This is a genomic window from Acinetobacter sp. CAU_H_S139_7 (assembly GCF_058599305.1).
Genome location: NZ_CM178651.1, coordinates 2,751,260 through 2,774,506, shown reverse-complemented (window position 1 = coordinate 2,774,506; position 23,247 = coordinate 2,751,260). Strand labels below are relative to the sequence as shown.

The window sequence follows — 23,247 nt, the reverse complement described above, 5'->3', positions numbered from 1 at the left end:
GATATATTGGCTAAAAAGATAACAAGGACATACGCATGACACGTGATTATGAATTATATCCAGATGATGATAACGGAAATGTACTTTGGCAAATGGCTGAGGATGGCGACGACCTATCTGAACCGCATGAAATAGAATATTCGATTGCCTTTCAAGAGCAGTCACAAGCAGAAAAGTGTGCGTTGTATTTATTACAAGAAGAGCAAAAAATCACTTTGTTTGTCGATGAAGAAAGCGACGTATCTGAGTGGATTATTACCATTTACGTGTATATGGAACCTGAGTATTCAGACATTGTTGACTTAGAACAATGGTTTACTAAAATTGCAGAACAGTTTGGTGGCGAATATGATGGCTGGGGCTGTATGGCCTATGTCTATGACGACGAAGATGATGAGGATTATGAGCAAGGTCAGGCTTAAAAAAAATGGTCAAATTTAAAGCATGTTGAAAAACATGCTTTTTTTTATTGGTGGGTAGAAAAGCCAGCGGGCCGAGTTTGGCTATTTAAAAAAGATGCACAAAAAAATACAGTATGTGGGTTTGAGCGTTTTAAACTAAATCTGAATATTTGAAAAGAACGAGAAAAATCATGTCAAATAGTGTTCAATTACACCGCGTATTTAGTGCGCCCGTCGAGCGCGTCTATCGTGCTTTTACCACTGCAGATGCTTTAGTGAAGTGGATGGCACCACATGGCTTTACCGCACATGTAGATCAGTTTGATTTGCGTGAAGGTGGTCAATATCGTATGTTTTTTACTAACTTCAGTACAGGCATGCAGCATTCATTTCATGGTACTTATCATGAAATCGTTGAAAATAGTTTATTGCGCTATACCGATGAGTTCGATGTACCTGAACTAGCAGGAAAAATTGAAGTGCGTGTTGAGTTTAAAGAAGTATCTGTCGGTACTGAGGTCCATATTACGCAGTCTGGTTTACCTGATGTGATTCCTGTTGATGGCTGTTATCTGGGTTGGCAGGAGTCATTGCAACTCTTGGCTTTTTTAGTGAATCCAGACATTCCCGATGAATAATGCTTCGTCATCGTTGAACAATTGAATAAGTTGCACAAAAGAATAAAAGGAGTTCTGCATGCCAATACGCATGAAGCGAATTTATGCACCTGCCGAGGCCGAGGATGGCAAACGGGTCTTGGTTGATCGGTTGTGGCCACGAGGGGTCTCAAAACTTGAGGCAAAAATAGATGAATGGCCAAAAATTCTCACGCCATCCAATGAACTACGGAAATGGTATCACCAAGACATGGTGGCACACTGGGATGAGTTTAAAGTCCGTTATATGAAAGAACTGGAAGCACATCCCGCCGAGTTGAATGATTTGCGCCAACTGGCAGTACGTGAGCGGATCACTTTACTCACCGCAGCCAAAGAAGAACAGCATAACCATGTGGTGATTTTGAAGCAGTGCTTGGAACAAAAATAAGAGTTGAGCTGATGCTATTACAGGGAAAATTTATATTTTCCTAGGCTTTATTTGATCCATCCTGTGACAAAGTTAAAGGCTTAAAATAAATAGGTGTTTCGCATCGTTTTCATCTGAAAAATGCTATATTGGCGCTTTGAGCAATGTGAATTGCTTATTTTTTTATTTTTGAGGTTTTTATGTCTTTACCCAACTGCCCAAAATGCCAGTCCGAATATACCTATGAAGATGGTGACTTGCTGATCTGCCCTGAATGTTCAAACGAATGGAAAGAGGGAGAAGCAACTGAAGAAGTGGTAGCAATCAAAGATGCCAACGGCAACTCACTTGCTGACGGAGACACGGTAACGGTGATTAAAGATTTAAAAATTAAAGGTTCGTCATCGGTGGTGAAAGTCGGAACCAAAGTGAAAAATATTCGTTTACTGCCAGATGCCGCAGATGGTCATGACATTGACTGTAAGATTGACGGTGTCGGTGCGATGAAACTAAAGTCTGAGTATGTGAAAAAAGCCTAATCCGCTGAGTTTGTAGTTCGAGATTAAAACGGAGTCAATTGGACTCCGTTTTTGTTTTTTAGCCATTTTGAAAAGACATTAAGCGTTGAAACACTAGCACAGCATGCTATAAAGATAAAAACTGTTGAAGAATACGTTATGCCACATATCCACCTTGAATATTCAGATAATATCGACACCCTTGAAGTTAAGCCGATGTTACTGGCGTTAAACCAAGCTTTGCTGGATGGTCAGTTTGTACAATCGGGCAATGACATCAAAAGTCGTGCTATTCGACAGTCAGATTTTGTGATTGGGGTAGAAGGCGATGCGCAGGCTTATTTGCATGCCAAAGTGTCTTTATTAAGCGGACGAGATGAAGCCACCAAGTGTGCCATTTCGAGCCAATTACTTAAAACCTTGCAGCAAAACTTTACCGCTCCTCAGGATTTAACGGTACAAATTTGTGTAGAAATTATTGAAATGCCAAAAAGCAGTTATAGCAAATTGGTATTAAAAGCATAAAATTAGGAAGAGTGCCAAACTGTTTATTGGGCCGATATTGCGTGTCATTTAAACGGTTTGAGGCTGTCATGCGTTATTCATATAGCGCTGTTATTTTAAAAAAATAAAATCTGGGCTGGTAGTAAATGCACTTTTTTTTATAAAAGAAGTCATTTATATTTTATGAAATTGGATGATTTTTTATTCAGTTTTGGTGGATCTTCAATCACTTTAAAATAACAATAGGTGAGCTTATGTCAGGATGGTACGAAGTAAGTCAGGCAAATGATGGCCAATATCGCTTTGTTTTAAAAGCGGGAAATGGCGAGGTCATTTTGACCAGTGAACTGTATAAAGCAAAAGCGTCAGCACATAATGGAATTGAGTCGGTGCAAAAAAATAGCCCCGATGATACGCGTTATGAACGCTTAGAAGCCAAAAATGGCAAACCTTATTTTAACTTAAAGGCTGCCAATCATCAGATTATTGGTACCAGTCAGTTTTATGCCAGTGAGCAATCCCGAGATAAAGGCATTGAATCGGTCAAAAACAATGGTTCAAGTACCACGATTAAGGATTTGACGGCTTAAGATCAGATTACATATTTTGCTTGTTTTAAGAATTAAAGAAAACCGCGTGTTTGCTATGGATGGCGCACGCGTTTTTTTATGCGGTTTGATTTGTAGTGTGGGAGTGTGATGTGGATTTTCGATTAGTTGGAGATGAGCATGCAGGGCATGAAATTATCTTCAAACTCAAACAATGGGATGATGCCATTTGTAAAATGGATGTACAAAATATCATTCGTCTTTGTCAGAGTGATGTCAGCTTGTTTGATATTGGGTTTGAGCTACAAGGCGTGCAAGCCTATCAAGAATTGTGGAGACGATATGCCCCATTTTTTCAGGGGGAAATCAAAGTGTTCAGGCGTAACATCAATATTTTTAGTCGTGATGGGTTAGCTTTTTTACATTGTTATTCTAAATTGGATCATGCCAGTGGCGTTGCAACTCCAGAGATTCCTTGGTGCAGAACTACGCTATGTTTTCAAAAAATGGCAGGTGAGTGGTTGGTTGCCCATCAGCATATTTCGGTGCCTGTGGACTTTGAAACTAAAATGTCAAAGCCGATTCATTTTCCAGACTGAGCTCGATTAAAGCTTTAGATTGGGTACAGGTTGAGCCACCTCCGTTCTGCGGGGCTATGTTTTTAATGAGACAATATGAACAACTTAAGAATAAGGTATCTATGGCATTTCAAGACTTTTACCGGCTAAGCTCTCATGCGGTGCTGACCAATGACGCAGGACAGGTTTTATTACTGAAAGCCAATTATGCTGATCAGGCTTGGGGGCTACCCGGTGGAGCCTTGGATATGGGGGAAACCATTCATCAGGCTTTACTACGTGAGTGCCAAGAAGAACTCGGTTGTCAGGTTAAGATCGATTATTTATCGGGGGTGTACTTTCATTCGGCAGTGACCTCGCATGCCTTTATTTTTAGATGCCATTTGGCTGCATCTGCTGAGATCAGGCTCAGTGATGAACATACGGCCTATGCTTGGTTTGATCTTGATCAGCTGTCGAAAGTACAACGGATTCGCGTTGAAGATTGTTTAAATTATATAGGTATCGTGCAAAGTCGAAGTTTTTGAGTGCAAGATTAAGATTCCTCTGAAGTGGAGTGAGCGCATATGTTGAATAATCAGACCATAAAACGAAATAGTCCCATTATTGGTGTGTTGCTGATGAGTGCCTTGAGCCAGTGGGCTCATGCTGAAACGGGCAACTATTTTATGTATAAAGACTGGGAGCTTGCCTGTGATAATACGGGTATGTGCCGCGCGGTGGGGTATCAAAGTGATGCTCAGTTTGGTCATCCAGTTTCATTGCTGATTTCTCGTCCCGCAGGTGCAGGCAGTGCGGTACTCAGCCAAATTCAAGTGGCTGAGGAGTTTACACAGGATACTGAAGCCAGTTTAAATGTAGGGGGAACATCTCTAGGTAGCCTGACCATTGATGCTAAGAAAAGTACTGCGAAACTGTCCAGTGCTCAAAGTGCGCAGTTGCTAAAAGCTTTGGTGGGTGCGGAAGATATTCGTCTCACGACCCAAGCACAGCAATGGCAAATTTCAACTGCTGGGGCAAATGCAGTTTTGCTCAAAATGGATGATATACAAAAACGTGTAAATACACCAAATGCGGTATATCAAAAAGGCAATCAGTCTGAGCAAAATGTTTTACAGCCCAAAGCCATCCCTAAAATTGGCATTACAGGATACCGACCTGCGGTTGCCAGCCACTTTGCCGTGGACAGTAAAAATGCCCATCAACTCTTTAAAAAGTTAAAAGCAAAAACAGATGAACAAGACTGTCCAAATCTCTATAAGGCGCGGTTTTTTGAGGATGATCGGGTTTCAGTCTATCCGCTGAATGCGGAACAAGTGGTGGTTCAAGTACCATGTTGGCGTGGGGCATACAATGAAGGTCTAGGCTACTGGGTCATGGACAAAGCCTTACAAAAAATTCAGCAGCAAGTTACCACATCAGGCTCAAGTTTTAGTGAGGCGCAAATTTTCTCAGAGCAAAAAGGGCGGGGCATTGCTGACTGCGATATTCGTTCCGAGTGGGCTTGGAATGGAAAGGCTTTTGTTCTCAGCTATCAGGCACAATCGCAGCAATGTAAAGGCTTTGCGGGTGGTGCATGGAACTTACCGACTTATGTCGCGATCGTTGCGCGAACGGATTAGGTCGCGCTTGTATTTAGTTTGAGAATAATGTCATCCAGTGGCTTGATACGTTTGACTTCATCCCAGAGGGCTTTGGCTTCAGGATAGTGTTTAGACATCATGCCCAACCACTGCTTATAACGTCCGACCATATTCATTTCTTTTTTATAGCCGCCGTTTAAAAAACGGATTTGTAAGGTCAGTAGCTCATTCCATGTCAGCAAAGGTGTGTCGATATTTTGACGAATACATTGGGTCAAATCGGGTGTGGTCACGGCACCCCGTCCAATCATCAAATCTTCACAGCCAGATTCTAAGCGACACTGTTTCGCGTCTGCATTGTTCCAAATTTCGCCATTGGCAATCACATTGATCTTTAATGCTTCACGAATCGGGCGGAGCTGATCCCAAAAAGCGGGTGGAGTATAACCATCGGCTTTGGTACGTGCATGCACCGTAACCCAAGCCGCACCGGCATCTTCAATGGCATGAGCATTGTCCAACATAAAATGTCGGTCCATATAGCCTAAGCGCATTTTCGCAGAAACAGGAATATGTGCAGGAACCGCATCACGCACGGCTTTGACCAGTTCATGCACTACTTCTGGCTCATCTAAGAGTACAGAGCCACCACGGTGACGGTTCACGGTTTTGGCTGGACAGCCAAAGTTCATATCAATGGCGGGTGCACCGAGTTTCACCGCACGGATGGCATTGGCAGCCAGCATTTCAGGGTCATTGCCCAAAAACTGCACATGCACGGGTGTTCCTGCCGCCGTTTTTCCGCCATTGAGTAATTCTGGGCAATACTGGTGGTAAATATGATCGGGTAAGACCGAATTGGTCACACGGATAAACTCGGTCACACACCAGTCGAAGCTACCTACAGACGTGAGCACATCACGCATGATTGGGTCGGTTAAGCCTTCCATTGGTGCAAGAATGAGTTTCACAGCGGTGTCACCAGTCAAATAGAAAAACGGTGTTATACGCAAATCCGATCACGCTGTCTAGTCTAATGCGTTTGGGTTAAATCGAAATAGTTTTGAATCTGTGTCTCCTCGACAAAGGCGTCATCATGTGAAACTAAAATAACCGCCCCTGTAAAATCGCGAATAGCCTGTGCCAACAGTTGTCTTGAGTCGATGTCGAGATGATTTTCGGGTTCATCCAGTAGCAGTAAGTCCACAGGCTGTGCTGCGAGACTGATACAAAGTAAAGCGACTTTGAGTTGTTCACCGCCACTGAGTAGTGAGATGGGAAGCAGAGCCTTATCTCGTCGAATTCGAAGTTGCCCCAATTGATTCCGACACTCCTCATCGGACAAAGACGGATTCAATAATTGTAAATTGTGTACCGCATTCAGTTCTGGATTCAGTAGGTTAAAGTTTTGATCTAAATATAACGATGCTCCACGCTTAAAAATGTCTCCCGATTGAACATGACTATGATTTTGAATGGCACGAAGTAGAGTCGACTTACCTGAACCATTTTGGCCCCGCAGTTGGACTTTTTCTCCGTTGTGTAAGGCGAAAGAAATAGGCGAGATAGAAAGTGCTGCTAAACCCACTGCTTTTAAACGAAGAATTTCACCTGTTTGTTTAGGTTGAAAATGGAAATCAAACTTTTGTGGCTTAATCTGTTCTAGTTGCTGCTGTTTGTTTTTGAGCTCATCTTGCGCTTGTTCCTTTTGGCGAAGTTGTTGCTGCGCGACTCCCGATAAGGTTTGACTCGCACGTTCTTTCTTAAAGTCGAGTAGGATTTTGGCTTGAGAACCAGAGCTTCGTAATTTCTGCCCAGACTTTTGCCTTTTCTGAGCTTTCATGCGCTGCTCATGCTGTTGGACTTGTAATTGTTTTAGTTCGCGTTTCTCTTGCGAGATATTGTGTTGTAGTGCCTGCTGGTGTTGCTCTGCTTGTGACTGATACTCGGCATAGTTGCAACGGAAGTGTTGCAAGCCAAAATCATTTAAAACATAGGTATTGGAGATTTGATTTAACAATGTGCGGTCGTGGCTAATGACTAAACAGCCAGCAGGGTGTTGAAGGATTTTTTGACTTAACCACGCACGACTTGCATGGTCTAAGTGATTACTGGGCTCATCAAGAAGTAAATAATGCTCAGTTTGTAAAAATAGGCGGCACAGTGCCAGTTTGGTTTTCTGACCTTCACTCAGTTGAGAAACCGAGCTAGATAGATCTGTAGGTAAGTTGGCACTTTCTAGCAATTTCAACCATTCAGTGGGTTGATGCCATGCGTGTTCAACACGATCATAGTCCTCAAAGCTCGCAGTCGATTGTTCAATACGCTGAAAACTGGCATAGAGGTCTGAAACGTCAAGCGCCTCGGCAAGTGTGCAATTATTTAAACGTTCAAGCTGACTTAAGTAAGCAAATGGCATCTGCCAAATCACTTCGCCACTCGCATAATTGGGTCTGTGCGCTTGAGTGAGTAGGGACATTAATACTGATTTACCTTGACCATTACGTCCAATCAAAACTGAACATTGGGTAGCGGGCAATTCAAAATTTAAATGCTGAAAAAGCGGTTCATGAGCAAATTGAACGCTGAGGTTTTTTATAGTACAGGCCTGTTGGGTCATTGAAGACTCCTTTATACAGGACATACAAAATAAATTTTTATAGAGATATAGAGCAGTAAATAAGTTTATTTTGCACGTCAGAAAACAAATAAATTAGATTTGACGGAAAATAAGACTTACTTCATTGGCGTTACTCTAAAATAGAACAAGGGAGGTGTAATAATTTTAACAAGTATAGCAGGTGGATAAAAAATGATCCATTTTGTTATCTTTCTTATGTACTTAAGGTTTATCGATCAATGCTATTGGTTAGGGAACTTCAGCATACACGAGTCGAAGCTTCCTGTAGGTGTGAGTACAACCCGCACGATTGGGTTATTTAGGCTTTTAGGAGTGCAAAGTTGAGGCTCACAGTGGCGTTATACGTTTTTAGTGGAGCTGCCTTTGGAAAGGCTGTAGAGTGATATAGCTTTGAATATTTAGAGTTCGTATAAGAGATTGATGTTAAATCACTGCTTGTATTCTTAATGAGACACGGAGTGTAGGCTCTTTTTCTTTTGAGTAGATAATAAAATTAAATAATGATAGTGAGGGGACTGCAATGGATGTTTTAACACGTTTTATTATTGAAATTAGTATTGCATTACTGGTGAGTAGCGCTACTACTTTTGTGATTACAACTGTTTTAAAAAACTTATTGATTGATTTATGTGGAGATGTAGTTCGTGCAACCTTCTGGTCGCGATTTAGCCTCCTTATGTTGTTCTTAACACCACTTATGTTTGTAATATTTTTTGGAATGTCATTTGACTCTGCGGCTACTGATCATCTTGTTGTGAAACGAGCTTTGGGCTTGAGTCTGCTTGGTGTGTTTTGTGCAGTGATGGGTATGGCATTTCAAATTTCACAATTTATTTCTAGTAAGAATGCTTTAGCTTCAAGAGAAGAATCTATTAAAGAAAATGAATTACCAGAGAATTGATTTGAATTTCAACTGGATAAAAAGACAAGCTTCTTTTTTATGGATGGGTTTTAAATTATGGATATTACGCATTAGATTAAGAATAATCTGCATAACCTCTATAGTGCTACATAGGGAAGTGATAAGGATTTATTATAGAAAATAAATTAGATAAAAGTGGCATACAATGTATTCAACACAGTAAAAAGTATTTAAGTTTTTCTAAAATTTACATAATACGAAATACACTCGATAATTTATTCTAAATCAAAATATTGAGGTTTACTAAAAAGCCCAGCTTGGTCAAGCTGGGCTTTTCTATTGGGTTATCAAGTTGCACATCTACTTTGTGAGTAGAGCTCTGTATCTTTAATAAAGCGAACTAAACAAAAGACTTTATCGACCTAAAATCATTTCCAATACAAACTTAGATCCGATAAAACCGACAGCCAACAAGAAGAATCCAATTAAGGTAAAACGAATCGCTTTTTGACCGCGCCAACCAAAACGGTAATGTCCGATGAGTAAAGATCCATACACAAACCAAGAAATAATACTAAAAGCGGTTTTATGTGCCAGATGTTGGGCAAAAAAATTATCGATGGTAAAGAAACCAAACACCAACGCTACGGTCAGTAAAAGAAAACCCGTTTTAATCAAGTCAAACAGTAAAGACTCCATGGCTTGAAAAGAGGGCAGTAAGTTGACCCAAAAGCGTTTCTTTTGTTTGTTCTTTAACTCACGATCTTGGAACCATAAAATCACGGCTTGTATGGTTGCCATGAGTAGCACCGCATAGGCCGACAGCGATAAAATAATATGAATATCTAAACCCAATGAGCGCTGTTCAATAAATTGGGTAGACTGGCTAAAGGCAAAACCTAAAATGAGTCCTGTAGCGGCCACAGGAATGCCAATCAGGTTCAAAGCTAGAATTGGACGATAAGTGCTATAGAGTAGACTAAGTAACAGCATGAGCCCTGATGTAAATGACATTAAGACAAAAACGTCATAATTCACCCCCATCGGCGTGAGCATGTCATGGTATAAAACAGTTGCATGCAGTAATAAGCCTAAGCCTAAAATAATGCCAATAAACCAATGGTTTGGATCACGTTTAGCCATTAATTTGAGAAACAAATACCAAAAAGAGGTGGTATAAGCGACTAATGCTAAGATGGTGTAAACCAAGGGCAGGCTAATCATGTCAAACCTTTTTCAGGATGATGAATATTCATTTATATAAATTCGGTGCGAACTACAGTATCCTATAGCATTCTATGCATAAATTTTCTATTTTAAGAAAGATTTTTTTGCAACTAGCAATTTTAAGCGGATTTTGCAATGTTTGATACCTTAACGGAACGACTCACGCAGAGTTTAAGAAATGTTACTGGCTCTGGGCAGCTAACCGAAGACAATATTAAAGATACCCTACGTGAAGTACGTATGGCACTTCTTGAAGCCGATGTTGCACTTCCTGTAACTCGTGAATTTATCGCGAAAGTTAAGGAAGAGGCGTTGGGTCAAGAAGTCATGACTCAATTATCGCCAGGCCAAGCATTTGTTAAAATCGTGCATGACGAATTAACGAAAATGATGGGCGAGGCAAATGAAAGCCTTGATCTTGCAGCAAAACCTCCTGTTGTAGTCCTACTCGCGGGCTTACAAGGTGCAGGTAAAACAACAACGGCTGCAAAACTTGCTCGCTTCTTACAAGAACGCCAAAAGAAAAAAGTAGCGATGGTATCTGCCGACGTTTACCGTCCAGCAGCAATTAAACAGCTACAAACCGTTGCAGGTGAAGTTGGCGCGATTTTCTTTGAATCGAGTGCAGACGAAAAACCAATTACCATTGCAACGCGTGCAATTGAACAAGCCAAAATTCAGTTTGCGGATGTCTTGATTGTTGATACTGCAGGTCGTCTACACGTAGACGATGAAATGATGGACGAGATCAAAGAACTTCACGCGGCGATTAAGCCAACTGAAACTTTGTTCGTGGTCGATGCAATGACCGGTCAGGATGCGGCAAATACAGCCAAAGCCTTCAATGATGCACTGCCATTAACGGGTGTGATTCTGACCAAAACTGATGGTGATGCGCGCGGTGGTGCGGCGCTTTCAGTACGTGCAATCACAGGTAAGCCAATCAAATTCTTAGGTATGGGCGAAAAGCTCGATGCCTTAGAGCCATTCCATCCTGAACGTGTTGCACAGCGTATCTTGGGTATGGGTGATGTACTTTCTTTGGTCGAAGAGCTTGAACGTAAAGTCGACAAAGAAAAAGCCGAAAAAATGGCGAAAAAACTGCAAAAAGGTGGCAGCTTCAACTTTGAAGATATGCTAATGCAGTTTGAGCAAATGAATAAAATGGGTGGCATGATGGGTTTCTTGGATAAGTTGCCTGGCATGAGCAATGCAGGGATTCAAGATGCATTGGCGCAAGCGAACCCTGAAAAGCAAGTGAAAAAGATGGAAGCGATTATCCAATCGATGACCATCAAAGAGCGCCGCAATCCAGATCTGATGAACCCAAGCCGTAAAAAGCGCATTGCAGCAGGCTGTGGTATGGATGTCGTTGAAGTCAATAAGTTGATTAAACAACATGCGCAAATGGCTAAAATGATGAAGAAATTTGCCAATCCATCGGGTATGGCAAAAATGATGAAATCATTAAGCGGTATGCAAAAACAGTTTGGTGGTGGCGGCGGAATGGGACCATTATTTGGTGGCAACGATAAGAAGTAATCTGCTTCTTACCATTTCAGAAAAAGGCGCGTTGAGCGCCTTTTTTTTCTGTTGTTTTGTGAGTCATGGAAAATATTATGTGTATTTTCAATACCCTCAATCAATAACAAAAACGCACTGTTTATGGCTTGAAAGTTGCGTAAAATTTATTCTTTTCAAACATTATAATAAGAAGTTGAAAATGAATGGATCAAAACAACATATCTATATTGTGCATGGCTATCAAGCATCGCCCAATGACCATTGGTTTCCGTGGCTAAGTCAAAAACTCAGTCAGATGGATCTGCATGCTGAAGTAAAACGTTTAGTGCTCCCGCATAGTGATGCACCACATTTCGAAGAATGGCAACAGGCTTTGGCCCTGCAAATGACCACTTTGGATGAAAACACCATCATCATTGCACATAGTTTGGGGTGTCTAGCTGTTTAGTCCCGGCATTTGATGGATCGGATCAATTTTAAAAAGTTCAGGTTCATCTGTCCACTGTTTGCAGATGAATTCGTAGGGAGTCAGGCCCCTGAGTGTTTTGAGTCTGCGGCCGAAGTTGTATGCAGCAATAAAATCAGCAAGGTGAATGCATAGCTGAGTGTGATCGTCGTAATGGAACCGTTTGACAGTAGCTTCTTTAATCGTTCGGTTCATCCTCTCGACCTGTCCATTGGTCCATGGATGCTTAACCTTGGTAAGACGATGTTCAATGCCACATTCAGTACAAACCCGATCAAAGATGTGCTCAGAGGCGTAGCGATCACAGGTGCGGTTCGTGAACTGGATGCCGTTATCTGTTAGCACCGTATGGATTCTATAGGGCACAGCCTTAACCAGATTGCGCATGAACTCCGCGGCTGCCATCTTACTGGCTTTAGTATGCAATTCAGTGAACGCAAACTTGGAAGTGCGATCAATGGCAACGAAGAGATAAAGCTTACCCTGTGCTGTTTGCATCTCAGCGATGTCGATATGAAAGTAACCAATGGGGTAGCTCTTGAAGCGCTTCCTGACAGGGCGATCACCTTGTACCTCAGGCAGTCGTGAAATACCATGCCGCTGTAAGCAGCGGTGTAACGACGAGCGTGTCAGATAAGGAATACTCGGCTGCAATGCATAAAGGCAATCGTCTAGCGGCAACAAAGTGCGTTTTCGAAAAGCAACAATTGCCGCCTCATCTTCAGGCGATAACACGCTTGAGCGAGGATTCTTTGGGCCGGTTGTAAGATCATCTACTGAAGTACGTTTCTTCCATTTTGCGACGGTCTTTTGATTGATGCCGTAACGCTTGGCTAGCGTTCTTAAGCTCTCTTGACTATTTTGTATTGCTCGACGCACTGCCTGTGTCGTTGTGGCGCTGCTGTGTAGAACTTGTCCCATAGTGCTTCCTTCCATTTATCTGAGAATATTGCACCATTAAAATCTGGGACTAAACATTTAGCGACTTTACATTATCTCAGTAGTAAACTGCGTGAACGCCGAATCAAAGCAATTTTTTGTATTGCGGGCTTTAAAGCGGCGTTAAAAAGCTTACCTGAGTTAAGTGGCTTTATTGCGCAAGCAAAGTTGGACAGCGGTATACTCCACTCTCACATCGCTTCACGTGTGGTGATGTTTTCCAATAATGACCCCTATGTTCCACCGCCTTTGGCGCTTACCTTTGGGCACTTCTTGAGTGCAGAGGTATTGGAAGTGAAACGTGCAGGGCATTTTATGCGGGAAAATGGCTATGCTGAATTTGAGCTACTGCTTAATACCTTAAAACCCCTTTTACAACAACAGGCGGTGGCTCAGGGTTGATGCTGAATATAATATTGTAGCCCTTTAAGTAATAAATCATTTTCAATGCATGGTGCATACTCTGCCAAATAACGCGCAAATACAGGCGCATCACCGCCAGTTAAAATCAGTTGGCGTGGAGACTGTTGCAAGACTTTTTCAATGGTGCTGACCAAACCGAGCAAAATCCCATGATGTACTGCGTCGATGGTATTACGACCAGGCCCCAGTTCATCAAAAGCGGCATCTGGGATTTTAATGCCTTTGGTGTTTTGGATCAGCGAGTCTCGTTGTAAGTAGAGATTTGGTAAAATATAGCCGCCCAAATGCTGCAAACCATCCGCCAAGTCGATGGTCAGCGCCGTACCACAGCTAATCACACAATAGTTCTGCTCAGGATCACGTGCGACTGCCAACACTTGCAGCCAACGGTCAATTCCGAGTTGTTCAGGCTGTTCATAGCCACATTGTAAGCCTGCATAGTTGGCCTGTACTTGGGCAAAGGTGATCGGTACATTTAAACTTTTTAATAATTTACGGATTCGGTCATTATTTTTTTTATCCTGAACCGAAGAAACGCCAATCTGTTGAATATTTAAGTTTTTAAAATGCTGAATTAGACCTAAAAGCAAATCGGCAGGGGACTGTAAATGTAACTCAGCCCCTTGTTCCAAAATTTGATCTTCCTGCGTAATCCAATACTTCAGACGAGTATTACCAATATCTAACCATAAATTTTTCATGATGATGCTCAATCATTTAAACAGGGATCATTGGGCGTAAACGGCCTTGATAAAAATTTTCAACACCATTGGTGGTCTGAATTTGTACCGCACCATCATCTTGAATGCCTAAGAATAGGCCTTGAGACAGACCTTTCATATGTTCAAATTCAACCTGTTGCTGCATAAAGGCTGCGTAATGATTGAAACGAGAAGCCAAATTCGCACTGTTATGGGTGAACCATAGGCCTGCTTGTTGAATTGCCAGATACAGTTCTGCCATTAAACTAATGCGATCTGGTTGGGCTAAACCCAGCTGTTCAAGTGAGCTGGTGGCTTGATCGAGCTGGGTATCTTCGACTTGGTTGATGTTGATGCCTACCCCAATAATAGCTTGGTGGCTTGACAGTGGTTCAACTAAAATTCCGCCCCATTTACCTTGAGCACTGTAAAGGTCATTCGGCCATTTCACTTGCAGAGCAAGGCCTTGTAAACTCGGCATTTGCAAGATATTTAACGCAATTTCTAAAGCCAAGCGCCCATCTATAGGTGTTTTGGTCTGTAGCAATGTGCTTAAATAGATGTTTCCTTCAGGAGAAACCCATTGTCGTTGACGCTGTCCACGACCTTGAGTTTGTCGTGTACTGCAGACCAAAATGCTCTGAATCCCTTTTTGCGCAATTTCACGCACATCATCATTGGTGGATGTGGTAACTGGCTTGAGCAATAAAACTTCAGGAAGTTGCTGTGCTTCAGCGAGAAGCTGTTGTAATTGGCGTGTCTCTAAATCCATATGAATCTGAGAAAAGTGAAAAATGATCATGGAGTTAATCATATATTTACTGATTGGCGCAATCGCTGGTTTTGCTGCGGGGCTATTTGGGGTTGGTGGTGGACTCATTATCATCCCGATTTTATATGTGGTGTTTACTCACCTGAACTATGACCCGAGTGTCATTATGCATATGGCGGTTGGCACATCACTGGCGACCATCATTGTCACGTCAATGAGTTCAGTGAGTGCACATCATAAACGCGGGGCAGTGTTGTGGTCTGTATTTCGCAATTTGGCCCCAGGTTTAGTTATGGGCGCTTTTTTAGGCGCAGGCATTGCAGACTATATGTCAGGACATGGCTTACAACTGCTGATCGGTTTTTTTGCGGTGTGGGTGGCGTACAAAATGTTTAGTGGCGCACATGTTGAGGTCGATCCATCGCGTCAGTTGCCCTCTACAGGCAAACAGTTATTTGTCGGTGCTGGCATTGGTGTAGCTTCTGCGATCTTTGGTATTGGTGGGGGAAGTTTGACGGTGCCATACTTAAACCGTCATGGTGTGGTTATGCAAAAAGCAGTAGCGACGTCTGCGGCTTGTGGCTTACCAATTGCAGTGGCTGGAGCTTTAGGTTTTATGTGGTTTGGGCACCAAGCTGAAGTAAATGTACCGAATACCATTGGTTATATTCATGTCTATGCCTTTTTCGGGATTGCGGTCATGAGTTTTATTACCGCGAAATTTGGGGCAAAAGTGGCGCATCTTTTATCGCCTGCGATGTTGAAAAAGTGTTTTGCTGGTTTGTTGGTGGTGGTCGGTTTATATTTTATTTATCAAGGTTTTAGTTCTTAATTTCTTTGACAATGTTGTGTGCGTTGCTGTTGATTGGCATTATAGACGGTAAAATTGTTAGACAATGACATAGTGTTTAGCGTTTAAGATCGGGTAAAACCTAAAAATAGGTCACTAAAGACCATGGATTGCATCTTATAAAAACAAGTTAGGAACAGTATGCAAGCACATGATACAGAGAGTTTGTCCGAACAAATTGCCAAACACATCAGTGAACAAATCATTCGCGGTGAGTTGGTCGAAGGTGAGCGCATACAAGAATTACGTATTGCCGCTGAACTGGATGTGAGTCGCGGCTCGGTGCGTGAGGCCTTGTTACTGCTTGAACGCACACATCTGATTGAAATCTACCCGCGCCGCGGTGCCATCGTTTCTGAAATGTCGGCTCAGCAAGTACGTGCCTTGTTTGACACCAGCAGTCTGCTGTTGGGGCAAATTGTGCAACGCATTGCGGAAACATGGCGCAGCTATGAAGCGGAACGTTTACAGTTGCTATTGGATGAGTTGGGGAATCAGCTGAAACAAGGCAGTATCGAAAAATTTTATGATTTAATTTTTGAAGGATTGGCGCGTCAGCATGAAATGGTGGGAAATGCCTATCTAATGAAGTTTTACCAAGAACTGTTGCCCTCGATACGTCGGAGCTATTTTTTAACCTTAAATACCTCACGTAGAGAGTTACAAGAATCTTATGATTTATTTAAACTGGTGACTGATGCGGTTTTAATCAGAAAATCACAACAAGCTACTTTATTTATGGAAGATTTTTGTCGACACTTACGTAACTTGGTGTTGGAATCTCTGACCCGAATGAAACAAATTGAACTTGCGTGGGCGAGACGCTCACGACGTTAGTCAGGACATTATGCGTTTAAGCAGTTTAAAACTTTCCGGCTTCAAATCTTTTGCCGACAGCACCACGTTACACTTTAAAGATAACCGCACAGCAGTGGTTGGGCCGAACGGTTGTGGTAAATCCAATGTGATCGATGCTATTCGTTGGGTCATGGGCGAATCCAGTGCTCGTCAACTGCGTGGTGGTAGTATGCAGGATGTCATTTTTACCGGTACGGCAAAGCGCAAACCCGTGAGTGTCGCGAGTGTAGAACTGCGTTTTGACAACACTTATGGCAAGTTGGGTGGTAGCTATAATGCCTATACCGAACTGGCGGTTAAACGTCAGGTCAACCGAGATGGTAAGTCTGAATACTTTTTAAATGGCACCAAATGCCGTCGTCGGGACATTACCGATATTTTCTTGGGCACAGGTTTAGGGCCACGTTCTTATTCGATTATTGAACAGGGCATGATCAACCGTTTGGTCGATGCAAAACCTGAAGAAATGCGAGTTTTTATTGAGGAAGCCGCAGGGGTTTCTCGTTATCAAGCACGTCGCCGCGAAACTTTATTGCATTTGGATCACACCACGCAAAATTTATCGCGTTTAGAAGATATTGCCTCTGAATTAAGATCACAGTTAAAAACTTTAAAACGTCAGGCTGAAACCGCGATTCAGTACAAAACACTGGAAAGCCAAATTCGCACCATTAAAGTCGAAGTTTTATCTTTTCAATGCGAACAAAGCAGCCGTTTACAGCAAGAATATACGCTGCACATGAATGATTTGGGTGATCAGTTCAAGCTGGTGCGTTCAGAGCTAACCACTTTAGAGCATGATTTGACTTCGACCAGTGAACTATTTCAACGCCTGATTCAGCAGTCCACGCCACTACAGAGTGAGTGGCAACACGCAGAGAAAAAGCTGGCTGAGTTGAAAATGACTTTGGAACAAAAGCAGAGCTTGTTCCAGCAAAATACTACTACTTTGGCACAGCTTGAACAGCAGAAGATGCAAACCAAAGAGCGTATGCAGTTGATCGAGTTACAACTGGAAAGTTTGCACGAACAAAATGAGCTTCATACTGAACAGTTACAACAGCAAGAAAGTCAAAACCAACAACAAAGCCAAGGTTTAACGGATTTAAAAGTACAGCAGCAACAGCTGCTTCAACAGTTTGAACAAGTCAAAAGTTTGGTTGAAAAACAGCAGCAACAAAAAACGCAAATGTCGGCGCAAAGTGAACAGTTGGCCAAAAACATTTTACGCTTTGAGCAGCAAAAGCAGATTTTAGAGCAGCAAGCGGCGCAAATTCAAAACCAAAGCCAGTTGGATGCGATAGATCAATTGTTACATGCCAAGCAAGACGCCGAGGCACAGCAGTTACAACGTGAGCAAAGTATCATTGAGGTGCAGTTGCAGCTGGATGATTTACGTATCCAACATCAAGCTGCTCAAACTGAGTTGAATCAGCACAAAGCAGATATACAGGTCTTAAGTGCCGAGCAGAAGCATCTCAAGCAGTTGTTGGTCAAAGTCAGTGCCTTAAAAAATAGTGATCATCCACAGTTGATGCATGTGCTGCAGCTTAAAGATGCGGCTAAAACCCATGCCGCGCTGGTCGAAAAATTCTTAGCCAAATGGCTTTCAGCGCATTGTTTGGACAACAGCGATGCTTTCACCGATGCGGTTGCACGTCAGTTAACGCCTCAGCCGCATGTTGAGCTGATCGAAATTGCAGGTTGCGATAGCCTAGCCAGTTGGATTGAATCGCCACAATCCTCTTTGTGGCAGCAGGTGGGTGTGACCACCAACTTAAAACAAGCCCTAGCGCTGCAAAAGCAATTGAAAGATGGTCAGTCTCTTCTGAGTTTAGACGGTTACCATGTCGGCGTGGACTGGGTGATTGGTTTGGATTATGACGAAGCAAGCCAAGCTGGACAGGGTGCGCTAAGCCATCGGATTCGTTTAGATGAAATTGAACAGACCCTTGCTGAAAAAACGGGACTTCTGACTCAGCTTGAAACGAAAACCACAGAGCTTCGTACTCAAGTCCAAGCGGTGGATGAGCAGTTAAAAGCGGATCAACAACTGTTGAAAAAAGAAGTTCAAGCGACGCAGCAGATTGATTTGAATATTGCCAAAGTGCAAAGTACCAACCAAGCCTTTGAAGTGCAAAAGCAACAATTGGCCAATCAACTGGCGCAGCTAGACAGTCAGCTTGAAGAAGATGCCATGCAAAAAGATGATCTAGAGATTGATCTGCATGCATTGAATATTAAGCTAGAGCAAAATTTGCCAAACTACAAAACCATGCAGTTCCAAGTAGAGTCTTTGACTGAGCAACTGGATGATAGCCAGCAGCAGGCACAGCAGGTTTGGCAAGCACTTGAAATGGTGCGTCGTCAGGCGGTGCAAACCACACAGCAGATTGAACTGTTAGAGAAAGACAGTACTTTCTTAAAAGCGCAGTATCAGCAAATATTGTCACAGATGGAGCAGGCCAAAAAGTTTATTGACCCTGTACAACTTGAGCTGCCGGCCTTGGAAAGCCAGTTTAGCGAACAAGCACAGATCACTGAAAAGCTGCAAAAGACATGGTCTGAATGGCAAGTTGAACTGAATGCAGTGCAAGAGCGCCAGCAAAGTTTGACCGAACACCGTCATCAACAGCAACAACAAGATGAAAAGCTGAGAACCCAGTTAGAAGAGAAACGTTTGGCGTGGCAAGCGGCAAAGTCAGACTTACAACATTATTCTGAACAGCTGAAAGAGATGAATGTTGAAGCTATTGAGGGTTTGAGTATTGATATTAGTAGCCATCAACAGATTTTGGAAAAAGCACAGCAGCAGTTTGAGAAATTGGGCGCAGTCAATTTGGCGGCTTCAGAAGAATATGAAGAAGTGTCTAAACGTTTTGAAGAGTTGAGCCATCAAATTCAAGATTTGGAAAATACCGTTGAGCAGTTGCGTGCTGCAATGAAAAGTATTGACCAAGAAACCCGTAAACTGTTCATGAGCACTTTTGATCGGGTTAATACCGAACTACAAGATCTGTTCCCGAAAGTTTTCAATGGTGGAGAAGCGAGTCTGACTTTGGAAGATGACTGGCAGTCTGGGGTTAAACTCATGGCCCGTCCGCCAGGCAAACGCAATAGCTCTTTGGCGTTACTTTCAGGGGGAGAAAAAGCCCTGACGGCATTGGCCTTGGTGTTTGCGATTTTCCGCCTCAACCCATCGCCATTTTGTGTTTTGGATGAAGTAGATGCACCTTTGGATGATGCGAACGTGGGAAGATTTTGTAATCTTGTAAAAGAGCTTTCTGAACAGGTGCAATTCATTTACATTACCCATAATAAACTCGCAATGACGATGGCGACCGACTTGTTAGGTGTTACGATGCCTGAACCGGGAACATCAAAGTTAGTGACTGTAAATTTAGAACAGGCAAAAGAATACGGTTTAGTCGCGGAGGCCTAATAAGATGGAATACACAACAATTATTGGTATCGTCATAGCAGTGATCATTATGCTGTTTGGGGTTCGAATGATTTTTCGAAAGCCGGCAGATGCAGCGCCTTCACTTGAGTCCGCATTGCATATTGATGCTGACAGTCAAAAACCTATTATCCCGCGTCACGTACGTGATCAACTGCAAACGGTATCAGTTGAAGAGGTTGAACGTAAAGAGCCGACTTTAAACGAAAGTTCTGTAGAAGAGACACTGCCTGAAAAAGCCGAACCGAAAGCTTTGGATGCAGACAGTGTGCTCGAAAGCAGCAGTACTGAACCAAGTTTGGATGCATCAGCTGAGGTAGAAAATAAAGCAGTAGACTCAGTCGCTCCTGAGAATGCGGTAGTTGATGCAACGGAATTAACGACTGAAAGTGCAAGCTCCTCACTTGTTGATGACCAAGCAAAAGCGGATAAAGTTGAATTTAGTTTAAATGCCAACGTCGAAAAAGCTGAAATTTCAGAGTTTGACGATGAAAGCAGCATTTTAGATGCACATTTGTATGAGCAAAAAATTGTCGATGATGAAAGTGCCTTAGCCACAGCAGAGTCGTTTATAGCCCTGAATGTTTATCCTGAACGTCGTGCATTGTCTGGTGAGAAAACTTTAAAAGTTTTAATGAAGTATGGTTTACGTTTTGGCGAAATGTCTTGTTTCCATCGTTATAACGAAGATGGAACCAAGTTACTGTTCTCTGTGTTGCAAATTACTGATACAGGCATGGATGGTTTTGACTTGGAAAATCTGTCGACCGATCCAATTAAAGGCTTGGCATTTTTCTTGGCCTTACCACACCGTGACGTGCAAAATGCCTTTGACACCATGGACAGTATTTCACGTTTAATTGCCCGTGAAATCGATGGAACGGTTTATGATCAAAATAACCAAGAGTTCACGCCACAACTGCGTGAGCATTGGCGCCACTTGGCGATTGATTACCGTGCTGGACAAGCAATCGATGCTTAATCTGATTGAAAGCAGCGGTAACGATTTCTATAATAGACAGTAGAAATACAATTTTTAGGGCGGAACAAAGACCGCCCTTTTTTATGGTGAAATTATGACTCAACCTTCGACTGTCGTTGCGCAAATGCGTCAACTGATCCAAATTTTGGCACAGCATAATCATGCTTATTATGTGATGGATCAGCCGACCATTTTAGACAGTGAATATGATCAGCTCTTTCATCAACTGAAAGCTTTAGAAGAACAATACCCTGAGTGTATTCAGCCAGACAGCCCGATCAATAAAGTCGGTGGTAAACCTTTGGCGAAGTTTACTAGCGTGACGCATGTGGTACCGATGCTGTCCTTAGGTAATGTGTTTAATCAAGAAGAACTCTTTGCCTTTGCACGCCGTGCAGAAGAACGTTTGCCGAATCAAACGATTCAATATGATGTCGAGCTGAAGTTTGATGGTCTTGCGATTTCACTGTGGTATGAACATGGCGTGCTGGTGCGTGGGGTAACGCGTGGTGATGGTGAGACAGGGGAAGACATTACCCAAAACGTCAAAACCATTCGTAACTTGCCGAAGGTGTTGAGTACAGATCAGGGCGAAGTACCTACGCTACTGGAAGTTCGTGGTGAAGTTTTGATGCCTAAAGCAGGCTTTGAAAAGCTCAATGCAGAAAACGAAGCCAAAGGTGAGAAGACTTTTGCCAACCCACGTAATGCCGCAGCTGGAAGTCTACGTCAGTTAGACCCGAATATTGCGGCTTCGCGTCCACTTGCATTTTATGCTTATGGTATTGCGCAGTGTGAACCAAATCATGGTCAAAGCACCATGTCGGAAAGTCTAGCGTGGTTGCAACAGTTTGGTTTTGCAGTTGGTGAGCGTCATTTTGTCTGCGATAGTATTCAAGAAGTTCAAGCTGTTTATGAGCAAATCAATGCGGAACGACCACAATTGAGTGTGGAAATTGACGGCATGGTGATTAAGGTCAACAGTCTCAAACAACAGCAACAGCTCGGTTTTTTAAGTCGTGAACCGCGTTGGGCAACGGCTTATAAATTCCCTGCGGTGGCTGCGCTCACCACGGTTGAAAATATTGACTGGCAAGTGGGGCGTACAGGTACATTGACCCCTGTGGCGCGTTTGAATCCTGTTGCTGTGGGCGGCGTGACCGTTTCAAATGTGACCTTGCATAATATTGGGGAAATTCACCGTTTAGATGTGCGAATTGGCGATACTGTCAGTGTTTACCGTAGTGGTGATGTGATTCCCAAAGTGGAAAAAGTGTGGCCTGAATTCCGTCCTGTCGATGCGACTGAAGTTGAACTCCCGAGCCAATGTCCCGTGTGTGAATCGCCAGTGGTGATGCCCGAAGGTGAAGCTTTAGCACGTTGCTCAGGTGGTTTGTATTGTGCCGCACAGCGTATTGAGGCGATTCGCCACTTTGTATCACGTAAAGCTCTTGATATTGAAGGTTTGGGGGATCGTTGGGTCGAATCACTGTTACATCTTGATCTGCTTAAAGATGTGGCTGATATTTATCACCTACATGAGCACCGAGAAAAGCTATTAACCATTGAAAAAATGGGTGAGAAGTCCGTTCAGAACTTGATTGATTCGATTGAAAATAGTAAGAAAACCACTTTGGCTGCATTTATTTATGCACTGGGGATTCGTGGAGTGGGTGAAACCACAGCACGTATGTTGGCCAATACTTTCCAAACTTTAGATGCGCTACGTGTTGCAGACATTGAAGCTTTAAAGAAAACTCCAGATGTGGGGGATATCACGGCGGAGTGGATTGTCGACTTTTTCCAAGCACCACATAATCTTGAAGTTTTAGACCGATTATTGGCGGCAGGTATTCACTGGGACGCACCTGTGGCACCAAGTCGCCAACCTCTAAATGGAGAAAGTTGGGTCGTGACGGGTACACTCAGTACGATGGGGCGTGATGAAGCAACACAGCTCTTGCAAGCACTGGGCGCACGTGTCAGTGGTAGTGTGTCGAGTAAAACCAAGTGTGTTGTTGCAGGTGAAAAAGCAGGTTCAAAGCTGGATAAAGCGGAGAAGCTTGGGATTGCTGTGATCAACGAAGCTGAGTTTATTCAACTGATGAAAGATTATGGTCAATTAGACGTTTAGATTGTTGACTCAGGTTAAATCAGAAATATGATACTTGGGCACGTCATCTGCAACCTGCGTGGTGTAAGTAAGATAATGTTTCTGCGACATATTTCTGATACATCAAAAAGAGAACAGGTTTTGCAGATGACAATGGTTTTGCCTACTTTTGCCGAAACAAAAGTAGGGCCAGCTGCAGGCTAATGATGAAATGGGGTGAGAACTTGATAAGACTCCGCCAAGATCATTGCTTTTCAATGAGCTGGAGGAA

Annotated in this window: 24 protein-coding genes; 18 read left to right on the top strand and 6 right to left on the bottom strand. The window is 42.8% G+C overall.

Annotation, left to right across the window (positions count from 1 at the left end; translation table 11 throughout):
* The first annotated feature begins 35 nt into the window (after window positions 1-35).
* From AC4MC0_RS13550 to AC4MC0_RS13510, 9 genes are all read left to right on the top strand, one after another.
* Window positions 36-422 carry a ribonuclease E inhibitor RraB gene (locus tag AC4MC0_RS13550; protein WP_004695219.1) on the top strand — a complete coding sequence of 129 codons (387 nt, stop codon included), beginning with the start codon at window positions 36-38 and terminating at the stop codon, window positions 420-422.
* A 170-nt stretch (window positions 423-592) separates the two neighbouring features.
* On the top strand, window positions 593-1,039 hold the full coding sequence (locus tag AC4MC0_RS13545) for an SRPBCC family protein (RefSeq protein WP_010327413.1): 447 nt from the start codon (window positions 593-595) through the stop codon (window positions 1,037-1,039).
* A 58-nt stretch (window positions 1,040-1,097) separates the two neighbouring features.
* Window positions 1,098-1,448, top strand: coding sequence for a DUF488 domain-containing protein (locus AC4MC0_RS13540; RefSeq protein ID WP_335998780.1), 351 nt, complete (start codon window positions 1,098-1,100; stop codon window positions 1,446-1,448).
* A gap of 179 nt (window positions 1,449-1,627) precedes the next feature.
* A complete protein-coding gene (locus tag AC4MC0_RS13535; protein WP_279043392.1) occupies window positions 1,628-1,966 on the top strand; it encodes a zinc ribbon domain-containing protein YjdM in 339 nt (112 codons plus the stop codon).
* A 138-nt stretch (window positions 1,967-2,104) separates the two neighbouring features.
* Window positions 2,105-2,470 (top strand): 5-carboxymethyl-2-hydroxymuconate Delta-isomerase, encoded by a 366-nt coding sequence (locus AC4MC0_RS13530; protein ID WP_005400282.1) that lies wholly within the window; start codon window positions 2,105-2,107, stop codon window positions 2,468-2,470.
* A 233-nt stretch (window positions 2,471-2,703) separates the two neighbouring features.
* Window positions 2,704-3,039: a YegP family protein gene (locus AC4MC0_RS13525; RefSeq protein ID WP_335998777.1), complete on the top strand. Its 336-nt coding sequence runs from the start codon at window positions 2,704-2,706 to the stop codon at window positions 3,037-3,039.
* Window positions 3,040-3,149: 110 nt separating this feature from the next.
* On the top strand, window positions 3,150-3,596 hold the full coding sequence (locus AC4MC0_RS13520; RefSeq protein WP_335998775.1) for a YybH family protein: 447 nt from the start codon (window positions 3,150-3,152) through the stop codon (window positions 3,594-3,596).
* 101 nt (window positions 3,597-3,697) lie between these two features.
* Window positions 3,698-4,102, top strand: coding sequence for an NUDIX hydrolase (locus AC4MC0_RS13515; protein WP_335998772.1), 405 nt, complete (start codon window positions 3,698-3,700; stop codon window positions 4,100-4,102).
* 39 nt (window positions 4,103-4,141) lie between these two features.
* The gene (locus AC4MC0_RS13510) at window positions 4,142-5,197 is read left to right on the top strand and encodes a DUF1176 domain-containing protein (protein WP_335998770.1); all 1,056 of its coding nucleotides are present in this window, start codon (window positions 4,142-4,144) and stop codon (window positions 5,195-5,197) included.
* Here the strand turns inward: AC4MC0_RS13510 and AC4MC0_RS13505 are convergent.
* Both AC4MC0_RS13505 and AC4MC0_RS13500 read right to left on the bottom strand, forming a co-directional pair.
* Window positions 5,194-6,129: a tRNA dihydrouridine synthase gene (locus tag AC4MC0_RS13505; RefSeq protein WP_287166435.1), complete on the bottom strand. Its 936-nt coding sequence runs from the start codon at window positions 6,127-6,129 to the stop codon at window positions 5,194-5,196. The genes AC4MC0_RS13510 and AC4MC0_RS13505 overlap by 4 nt on opposite strands.
* A 62-nt stretch (window positions 6,130-6,191) precedes the next feature.
* Window positions 6,192-7,778 carry an ATP-binding cassette domain-containing protein gene (locus AC4MC0_RS13500; protein ID WP_335998766.1) on the bottom strand — a complete coding sequence of 529 codons (1,587 nt, stop codon included), beginning with the start codon at window positions 7,776-7,778 and terminating at the stop codon, window positions 6,192-6,194.
* A 541-nt stretch (window positions 7,779-8,319) separates the two neighbouring features.
* On the opposite strand from AC4MC0_RS13500, the gene AC4MC0_RS13495 reads away from it, so the two are divergent.
* Window positions 8,320-8,700, top strand: a complete 381-nt coding sequence (locus AC4MC0_RS13495) for a hypothetical protein (RefSeq protein WP_004695240.1) — start codon at window positions 8,320-8,322, stop codon at window positions 8,698-8,700.
* Between the two features lie 375 nt (window positions 8,701-9,075).
* Here AC4MC0_RS13495 and AC4MC0_RS13490 read toward each other — a convergent pair whose 3' ends face one another.
* Window positions 9,076-9,885: a cytochrome C assembly family protein gene (locus tag AC4MC0_RS13490; protein WP_004695246.1), complete on the bottom strand. Its 810-nt coding sequence runs from the start codon at window positions 9,883-9,885 to the stop codon at window positions 9,076-9,078.
* Window positions 9,886-10,023: 138 nt separating this feature from the next.
* Here AC4MC0_RS13490 and ffh point away from each other — a divergent pair, with 138 nt between their 5' ends.
* Window positions 10,024-11,430, top strand: coding sequence for a signal recognition particle protein (gene ffh / locus AC4MC0_RS13485; RefSeq protein ID WP_010327404.1), 1,407 nt, complete (start codon window positions 10,024-10,026; stop codon window positions 11,428-11,430).
* A 181-nt stretch (window positions 11,431-11,611) separates the two neighbouring features.
* On the top strand, window positions 11,612-11,860 hold the full coding sequence (locus tag AC4MC0_RS13480; RefSeq protein WP_491887131.1) for an RBBP9/YdeN family alpha/beta hydrolase: 249 nt from the start codon (window positions 11,612-11,614) through the stop codon (window positions 11,858-11,860).
* Here AC4MC0_RS13480 and AC4MC0_RS13475 read toward each other — a convergent pair.
* Window positions 11,849-12,799, bottom strand: a complete 951-nt coding sequence (locus AC4MC0_RS13475; RefSeq protein ID WP_031952572.1) for an IS481 family transposase — start codon at window positions 12,797-12,799, stop codon at window positions 11,849-11,851. The two genes, AC4MC0_RS13480 and AC4MC0_RS13475, sit on opposite strands and share 12 nt — an antisense overlap.
* On the opposite strand from AC4MC0_RS13475, the gene AC4MC0_RS13470 reads away from it, so the two are divergent.
* Window positions 12,791-13,219 carry an alpha/beta hydrolase gene (locus AC4MC0_RS13470; RefSeq protein ID WP_491887130.1) on the top strand — a complete coding sequence of 143 codons (429 nt, stop codon included), beginning with the start codon at window positions 12,791-12,793 and terminating at the stop codon, window positions 13,217-13,219. The genes AC4MC0_RS13475 and AC4MC0_RS13470 overlap by 9 nt on opposite strands.
* Here the strand turns inward: AC4MC0_RS13470 and AC4MC0_RS13465 are convergent.
* Together AC4MC0_RS13465 and AC4MC0_RS13460 are read right to left on the bottom strand one after the other, a co-directional pair.
* On the bottom strand, window positions 13,210-13,941 hold the full coding sequence (locus AC4MC0_RS13465) for a type III pantothenate kinase (protein ID WP_335999209.1): 732 nt from the start codon (window positions 13,939-13,941) through the stop codon (window positions 13,210-13,212). The two genes, AC4MC0_RS13470 and AC4MC0_RS13465, sit on opposite strands and share 10 nt — an antisense overlap.
* Before the next feature lie 16 nt (window positions 13,942-13,957).
* A complete protein-coding gene (locus AC4MC0_RS13460; RefSeq protein WP_332476722.1) occupies window positions 13,958-14,713 on the bottom strand; it encodes a biotin--[acetyl-CoA-carboxylase] ligase in 756 nt (251 codons plus the stop codon).
* 28 nt (window positions 14,714-14,741) lie between these two features.
* Between AC4MC0_RS13460 and AC4MC0_RS13455 the strand changes: the two genes are divergently transcribed.
* The 5 genes from AC4MC0_RS13455 (at window position 14,742) to ligA (ending at window position 22,997) form a co-directional block, all read left to right on the top strand.
* Window positions 14,742-15,545, top strand: coding sequence for a sulfite exporter TauE/SafE family protein (locus AC4MC0_RS13455; protein WP_279739220.1), 804 nt, complete (start codon window positions 14,742-14,744; stop codon window positions 15,543-15,545).
* Window positions 15,546-15,704: 159 nt separating this feature from the next.
* Window positions 15,705-16,400, top strand: a complete 696-nt coding sequence (locus tag AC4MC0_RS13450) for a GntR family transcriptional regulator (RefSeq protein WP_004983028.1) — start codon at window positions 15,705-15,707, stop codon at window positions 16,398-16,400.
* A gap of 10 nt (window positions 16,401-16,410) precedes the next feature.
* Window positions 16,411-19,863: a chromosome segregation protein SMC gene (gene smc, locus AC4MC0_RS13445; RefSeq protein ID WP_335999206.1), complete on the top strand. Its 3,453-nt coding sequence runs from the start codon at window positions 16,411-16,413 to the stop codon at window positions 19,861-19,863.
* 4 nt (window positions 19,864-19,867) lie between these two features.
* Window positions 19,868-20,863 carry a cell division protein ZipA C-terminal FtsZ-binding domain-containing protein gene (locus AC4MC0_RS13440; protein ID WP_335999204.1) on the top strand — a complete coding sequence of 332 codons (996 nt, stop codon included), beginning with the start codon at window positions 19,868-19,870 and terminating at the stop codon, window positions 20,861-20,863.
* A 94-nt stretch (window positions 20,864-20,957) separates the two neighbouring features.
* Window positions 20,958-22,997, top strand: a complete 2,040-nt coding sequence (ligA, locus tag AC4MC0_RS13435) for an NAD-dependent DNA ligase LigA (protein WP_335999202.1) — start codon at window positions 20,958-20,960, stop codon at window positions 22,995-22,997.
* Window positions 22,998-23,247: the final 250 nt, after the last annotated feature.

Bases quoted from the DNA above. Each gene is read 5' to 3' on its own strand.
- AC4MC0_RS13465 (WP_335999209.1), bottom strand. From the start codon at position 13,941: ATGAAAAATTTATGGTTAGATATTGGTAATACTCGTCTGAAGTATTGG.
- smc (WP_335999206.1), top strand. From the start codon at position 16,411: ATGCGTTTAAGCAGTTTAAAACTTTCCGGCTTCAAATCTTTTGCCGAC.
- AC4MC0_RS13550 (WP_004695219.1), top strand. From the start codon at position 36: ATGACACGTGATTATGAATTATATCCAGATGATGATAACGGAAATGTA.
- AC4MC0_RS13450 (WP_004983028.1), top strand. From the start codon at position 15,705: ATGCAAGCACATGATACAGAGAGTTTGTCCGAACAAATTGCCAAACAC.
- ffh (WP_010327404.1), top strand. From the start codon at position 10,024: ATGTTTGATACCTTAACGGAACGACTCACGCAGAGTTTAAGAAATGTT.
- AC4MC0_RS13530 (WP_005400282.1), top strand. From the start codon at position 2,105: ATGCCACATATCCACCTTGAATATTCAGATAATATCGACACCCTTGAA.
- AC4MC0_RS13525 (WP_335998777.1), top strand. From the start codon at position 2,704: ATGTCAGGATGGTACGAAGTAAGTCAGGCAAATGATGGCCAATATCGC.
- AC4MC0_RS13515 (WP_335998772.1), top strand. From the start codon at position 3,698: ATGGCATTTCAAGACTTTTACCGGCTAAGCTCTCATGCGGTGCTGACC.
- ligA (WP_335999202.1), top strand. From the start codon at position 20,958: ATGACTCAACCTTCGACTGTCGTTGCGCAAATGCGTCAACTGATCCAA.
- AC4MC0_RS13535 (WP_279043392.1), top strand. From the start codon at position 1,628: ATGTCTTTACCCAACTGCCCAAAATGCCAGTCCGAATATACCTATGAA.
- AC4MC0_RS13475 (WP_031952572.1), bottom strand. From the start codon at position 12,799: ATGGGACAAGTTCTACACAGCAGCGCCACAACGACACAGGCAGTGCGT.
- AC4MC0_RS13540 (WP_335998780.1), top strand. From the start codon at position 1,098: ATGCCAATACGCATGAAGCGAATTTATGCACCTGCCGAGGCCGAGGAT.
- AC4MC0_RS13440 (WP_335999204.1), top strand. From the start codon at position 19,868: ATGGAATACACAACAATTATTGGTATCGTCATAGCAGTGATCATTATG.
- AC4MC0_RS13490 (WP_004695246.1), bottom strand. From the start codon at position 9,885: ATGATTAGCCTGCCCTTGGTTTACACCATCTTAGCATTAGTCGCTTAT.
- AC4MC0_RS13480 (WP_491887131.1), top strand. From the start codon at position 11,612: ATGAATGGATCAAAACAACATATCTATATTGTGCATGGCTATCAAGCA.
- AC4MC0_RS13495 (WP_004695240.1), top strand. From the start codon at position 8,320: ATGGATGTTTTAACACGTTTTATTATTGAAATTAGTATTGCATTACTG.
- AC4MC0_RS13500 (WP_335998766.1), bottom strand. From the start codon at position 7,778: ATGACCCAACAGGCCTGTACTATAAAAAACCTCAGCGTTCAATTTGCT.
- AC4MC0_RS13545 (WP_010327413.1), top strand. From the start codon at position 593: ATGTCAAATAGTGTTCAATTACACCGCGTATTTAGTGCGCCCGTCGAG.
- AC4MC0_RS13510 (WP_335998770.1), top strand. From the start codon at position 4,142: ATGTTGAATAATCAGACCATAAAACGAAATAGTCCCATTATTGGTGTG.
- AC4MC0_RS13460 (WP_332476722.1), bottom strand. From the start codon at position 14,713: ATGGATTTAGAGACACGCCAATTACAACAGCTTCTCGCTGAAGCACAG.
- AC4MC0_RS13455 (WP_279739220.1), top strand. From the start codon at position 14,742: ATGGAGTTAATCATATATTTACTGATTGGCGCAATCGCTGGTTTTGCT.